This window comes from Mesorhizobium sp. M2C.T.Ca.TU.002.02.1.1, from assembly GCF_003997225.1.
Genome location: NZ_RZTO01000738.1, coordinates 1 through 3,091, shown reverse-complemented (window position 1 = coordinate 3,091; position 3,091 = coordinate 1). Strand labels below are relative to the sequence as shown.

Annotated in this window: 4 protein-coding genes and 1 pseudogene; all 5 read left to right on the top strand. The window is 62.5% G+C overall.

The window, feature by feature from the left end:
• Window positions 1–382, top strand: a pseudogene (locus tag EOD07_RS28565) (preprotein translocase subunit SecY); the annotation flags it as partial.
• Window positions 379–969 carry an adenylate kinase gene (locus tag EOD07_RS28560; RefSeq protein ID WP_040983004.1) on the top strand — a complete coding sequence of 197 codons (591 nt, stop codon included), beginning with the start codon at window positions 379–381 and terminating at the stop codon, window positions 967–969. The pseudogene EOD07_RS28565 and the gene EOD07_RS28560, both read left to right, overlap by 4 nt.
• 210 nt (window positions 970–1,179) lie before the next feature.
• Window positions 1,180–1,548, top strand: a complete 369-nt coding sequence (gene rpsM / locus EOD07_RS28555) for a 30S ribosomal protein S13 (RefSeq protein ID WP_027170351.1) — start codon at window positions 1,180–1,182, stop codon at window positions 1,546–1,548.
• A gap of 127 nt (window positions 1,549–1,675) precedes the next feature.
• Entirely contained in the window at window positions 1,676–2,065 is a 390-nt protein-coding gene (gene rpsK / locus EOD07_RS28550) for a 30S ribosomal protein S11 (RefSeq protein ID WP_006205444.1), read from the top strand.
• A 97-nt stretch (window positions 2,066–2,162) separates the two neighbouring features.
• The coding region (locus tag EOD07_RS28545) for a DNA-directed RNA polymerase subunit alpha (protein ID WP_127237744.1) at window positions 2,163–3,091 on the top strand (929 nt) is incomplete at its 3' end.

Genomic DNA, 3,091 nt, shown 5'->3' with positions numbered 1-3,091 from the left:
CTTCTATGCGGGCATGATCGTCTTCTTCGCCTTCTTCTACACGGCGATCGTCTTCAACCCGAAGGACACGGCCGACCAGCTCAAGAAGCATTCCGGCTTCATCCCGGGCTATCGTCCGGGCGAGCGCACCGCCGAATATATCGACTATGTTCTGACGCGTATCACCGTCGTCGGCGCCATCTACCTGGTGCTGGTCTGTCTGCTGCCGGAGTTCCTGATCTCGGCGACTGGCGTACCTTTCTATCTCGGTGGCACATCGCTTCTGATCGTGGTCAGTGTCACGCTCGACACGGTGGCGCAGATTCAGGGCCACCTGATCGCGCACCAGTATGAGGGCCTGATCAAGAAGTCGAAGTTGCGCGGGGGTAAGAGGAGCAGATGAGGCTGATATTGCTTGGGCCGCCAGGAGCGGGCAAGGGGACGCAAGCACAAAGACTGGTAGAAAAACACGGCATCCCCCAGCTCTCGACGGGTGACATGCTGCGTGCCGCCGTCCAGGCCGGAACCGAGGTCGGCAAGCGTGCGAAGGCGGTGATGGATGCCGGTGAGCTGGTCTCGGATGCAATCGTCAACGCCATCGTCGCCGAACGCATCGATCAGCCGGATTGCGCCAAGGGCTTCATCCTCGACGGCTATCCGCGCACGCTGGTGCAGGCCGACGCGGTCGAGGCGATGCTTGCCGAGCGCGGCATTGCGCTCGACACCGTGATCGAGCTTGTCGTCGACGATAAGGCGTTGGTTGGCCGAATCGTAAAACGCGCAGAGGATGCCAAGGCCGCCGGCCAGCCGGTACGCAAGGACGACAACCCTGCGGTGTTCGAGGAACGCCTGCGCGAATACTACAAGAAGACGGCGCCGCTGACCGGCTACTACTACGCCAAAGGCAAGCTCAAGACCGTCGACGGCATGGCCAGCATCGATGCCGTGACCGCCGAGATCGGCAAAGTGCTCGCGGCCGCGGCGAAGTAGGTCGCGGCGACAATTAAAGATTGCGCTTGACTGGAGTGGGCCGTTGGGGTATGGCGGCCCGTCTTCCTATCAGGCATGGACTTTGCTTGCCCTTGCGGGCAAGGCATCCGCTTTGAACCAGGAAACTCCCGCAAGGGCCGGCCTCCACCGGACGCGGGGCAACTTCGACAGCGCCGGGCATGCCCGGCCCACATGGAGAAAGAGAAGAAAATGGCTCGTATAGCCGGCGTCAACATTCCGACCAACAAGCGCGTCGTCATCGCGCTTCAGTACATTCACGGCATCGGCAAGAAGTTTGCCCAGGAGATCGTCGACAAGGTCGGCATCCCGGCCGACCGCCGCGTCAACCAATTGACCGACGCGGAAGTGCTGCAGATCCGCGAGACGATCGACCGCGACTACCAGGTCGAAGGCGACCTGCGTCGCGAAGTCTCGATGAACATCAAGCGGCTCATGGACCTCGGCTGCTACCGCGGCCTGCGTCACCGCCGCTCGCTGCCGGTCCGCGGCCAGCGCACGCACACCAATGCGCGCACCCGCAAGGGCCCGGCCAAGGCAATCGCCGGCAAGAAGAAGTAATTGGTGCATGGTCAGTGGTGAATGGTGAATGGCACTTTGACCATTCACTATTTCACTATTCACCATTCACTTCCAAGGTGGAGCCGCTGGCATTACGGCGGTGTAGAGATCAACTGAAAGGACTACCATGGCCAAGGAAGCCGCTCGTGTTCGCCGTCGCGAACGCAAGAACATCTCGTCGGGCGTTGCCCACGTCAATTCGACCTTCAACAACACCATGATCACCATCACCGACGCGCAGGGCAATTCGATTGCCTGGTCGTCGGCCGGCGCCCAGGGCTTCAAGGGTTCGCGCAAGTCGACCCCGTTCGCCGCCCAGATGGCCGCCGAGGACGTCGCCAAGAAGGCGCAGGAACACGGCATGCGCATGCTCGAGGTCGAGGTCTGCGGACCCGGCTCCGGCCGTGAATCGGCCCTTCGCGCGCTGCAGGCGGCCGGCTTCACCATCACCTCGATCCGTGACGTGACGCCGATCCCGCACAATGGCTGCCGTCCGCGCAAGAAGCGCCGCGTCTGATTTTTAAGCGCCGCGCGAACGCCACGGCGTTCCTCCGCGGTTTTCCGTGTCGCCCGCCACGATTGGATGGTGGCGGGGCAAAGGAAGGAAGATATTTATGATCCAGAAGAACTGGCAGGAACTGATCAAGCCGAACAAGATCGAGTTCTCGTCGAAGAAGAAGACGCTGACCACGCTGGTGGCCGAGCCGCTCGAACGCGGCTTTGGCCTGACGCTGGGCAACGCGCTGCGGCGCGTGCTTTTGTCTTCGCTGCGCGGCGCGGCTGTGACCGCCGTGCAGATCGACGGCGTGCTGCACGAGTTCTCGTCCATCGCCGGCGTGCGCGAGGACGTGACCGACATCGTGCTCAACATCAAGGAAATCGCCATCCGCATGGAAGGCGATGGTCCCAAGCGTATGGTCGTGCGCAAGCAAGGCCCGGGCGCAGTGCTCGCAGGCGACATCCAGACCGTGGGCGACGTCGAGATCCTCAACCCCGACCACGTCATCTGCACGCTGGACGAGGGCGCCGAGATCCGCATGGAATTCACCGTCGACACCGGCAAGGGCTATGTGCCCGCCGAGCGCAACCGCGCCGAAGACGCGCCGATCGGCCTGATCCCGGTCGACAGCCTCTACTCGCCGGTCAAGAAGGTCTCCTACAAGGTCGAGAACACCCGCGAGGGCCAGGTGCTCGACTATGACAAGCTGACCATGACCATCGAGACCAACGGCTCGATCTCGGGCGAGGACGCGGTCGCGTTCGCAGCCCGCATCCTGCAGGACCAGCTCGCGCTGTTCGTCAATTTCGACGAACCGCAGAAGGAAGTCGCCGCCGAAGCCGTCACCGAGCTCGCCTTCAACCCGGCGCTGCTCAAGAAGGTCGACGAGCTCGAGCTTTCGGTGCGTTCGGCCAACTGCCTGAAGAACGACAACATCGTCTATATCGGCGACCTGATCCAGAAGACCGAAGCCGAGATGCTGCGCACCCCGAACTTCGGCCGCAAGTCGCTGAACGAGATCAAGGAAGTGCTGGCGGCCATGGG